The sequence below is a fragment of the Streptomyces sp. NPDC001985 genome, assembly GCF_040296845.1.
GTDB lineage: Bacteria > Actinomycetota > Actinomycetes > Streptomycetales > Streptomycetaceae > Streptomyces.
Window position 1 is genome coordinate 1 of sequence record NZ_JBEOYB010000188.1, and the last position, 1798, is coordinate 1798.

Here is a 1798-nt window from a genome sequence, read left to right on the forward strand (position 1 = left end):
CAGTTGCGGGCGGGACTATCTCGTCGTTGGCGTTGCGGTCGGCCGGGTTGTCCGCCGGGCCCCCGCCGGGGGGGGGGGGGGGGGCCCCGCGCCGGGCCCGGCTGCGGGGCGCCGGCGCGGTGGGCGGTTCAGGGTGCGGCCAGCAGGGTGTGGATGAGGCGGTCGACCCTGGGGTGGGAGGGTCCGGAGGTGAGTGAGCCGGTCATCAGGAGGTGGTGGAGGGTGCCGACGAGGGCGAGTGCGACGGTCTCGGGGTCCAGGGAGGGCGGGACGCGGCCCCGGGTTCGTTCGGCGCCGAGGTAGGTCTCGACGGAGCCCTGGACCGACCCGAAGCCCGGGGCACCGGACTGCCAGGCGTCGCGGACGTGGCGGGCGGCGCCGGGGCGGGTGAGGGAGAGGCCGACGACGCCGGGGTCGAGGGAGAGGATGGCGGCGGCCACGGTGCCGAGGTTCTCCGCGACGGTGCCGGTGCCGGCGCGGGCCGGGAGGCCGGCGGCGACGGCGGCGCTGCGGGAGAAGCGGTCGAGGACGAGTTCGGCGACGAATTCGTCCAGGCCGGCGAAGCGGGCGTGGAGCACGCCCTTGGCGCAGCCGGCCTCGGTGGTGACGGCCCGGCTGGTGAGGGCGGCGGCGCCGTCCCGGGCGACGATCCGCTCGGCCGCGTCGAAGAGGTGTTCTCGCAGGCCGGGAATGGCGACTCCGCGCGGTGACATCGGTCCTCCGGAGGGGTGGGGATTGCATGTACGGGCAAGCGCCCATACCGTTTGGGCACTTGCCCATTCTAGGGTTCTTCCCGCCGCTCCGGAGGTCTGCCGTGCCCGAAACCCCGAACTCCCCCGTCCGGATCGCCAACACGGCCCAGGAGGAGGCCTGGAACGGCTACGAGGGCGCCCACTGGGCCGCCCGGCAGGACCGCTGGTCGGCGGTGAACAGCGGTTTCGACCGGCCGCTGCTGGACGCGGCCGCCATCGCGGACGGCGAGCGCGTCCTCGACATCGGCTGCGGCGGCGGGGGCACCACCCGGCTGGCCGCGCGGGCGGCGGGCCGGGGGCACGCGCTGGGGCTGGACCTCTCCGGCCCGGTGCTGGAGCGCGCCCGCTCCCTGGCCGCCGGGGAGGGGACCGGGAACATCTCCTTCGTCCGGGGCGACGCCCAGGTGCACCCCTTCGAGCCCGGCTCCTTCGATGTCGCGATCAGCCGCTTCGGGGTGATGTTCTTCGAGGACCCCGTCGCCGCTTTCACCAATATCGCGGGGGCGCTGCGGCCCGGCGGGCGGATCGCGCTGCTGTGCGCCGCCGAGCCGGAGGGGAACGAGTGGCTGACCGCCCTCGGATCACTCGGTGATCTGCTGCCGCTCCGGGGGTTCGGCGCTCCCGGCGGGCCGGGGATGTTCTCGCTGGCCGACGCGGGGACGGCGACCTCGCTGCTCGCCGGGGCCGGGTTCCGGGACGTACGGGCCGGGCATGTCCGCGCACAGGGGACCTGGGGCCGGGACGCGCGGGACGCGGCCCGCTTCCTGCTGGACTCGGGACCCGGCCGCCATCTCCTCTCCCAGGCCGGCCCCGGCACACGGGACGCGGCCCTGGAACGGCTGACCGCGCGGCTGCGTCCGCACGAGAGCGCGGACGGGCTCCGGCTGGCCGGCACCGGGTGGATGCTCACCGCGACCACGGCGGGGTGAGCCCCGGCGGCGGGCGGGTGAGCTTCCGGCGGCGGGCGGCGGAGACCGTACGCGGCGCTCTCCCCCGGGCCGTCCGCGCGCGGGCCGTCCGTCGGGGAGTTCCCAGCGGGCCTCCGG

The 1798-nt window shown here is 76.8% G+C and carries 2 protein-coding genes; one reads left to right on the forward strand and one right to left on the reverse strand.

Going from position 1 to position 1798, the window contains the following annotated elements; translation table 11 throughout:
• Positions 1-128: 128 nt before the first annotated feature.
• The gene (locus tag ABT122_RS33490; protein ID WP_351559958.1) at positions 129-713 is read right to left on the reverse strand and encodes a TetR/AcrR family transcriptional regulator; all 585 of its coding nucleotides are present in this window, start codon (positions 711-713) and stop codon (positions 129-131) included.
• A gap of 101 nt (positions 714-814) precedes the next feature.
• Here ABT122_RS33490 and ABT122_RS33495 point away from each other — a divergent pair, with 101 nt between their 5' ends.
• Positions 815-1681 (forward strand): class I SAM-dependent methyltransferase, encoded by an 867-nt coding sequence (locus ABT122_RS33495; RefSeq protein ID WP_351559960.1) that lies wholly within the window; start codon positions 815-817, stop codon positions 1679-1681.
• Positions 1682-1798 lie beyond the last annotated feature (117 nt).

What these genes read in the sequence shown, in the direction of transcription:
- ABT122_RS33490 (WP_351559958.1), bottom strand. Translation starts at nt 713, where the DNA reads ATGTCACCGCGCGGAGTCGCCATTCCCGGCCTGCGAGAACACCTCTTC.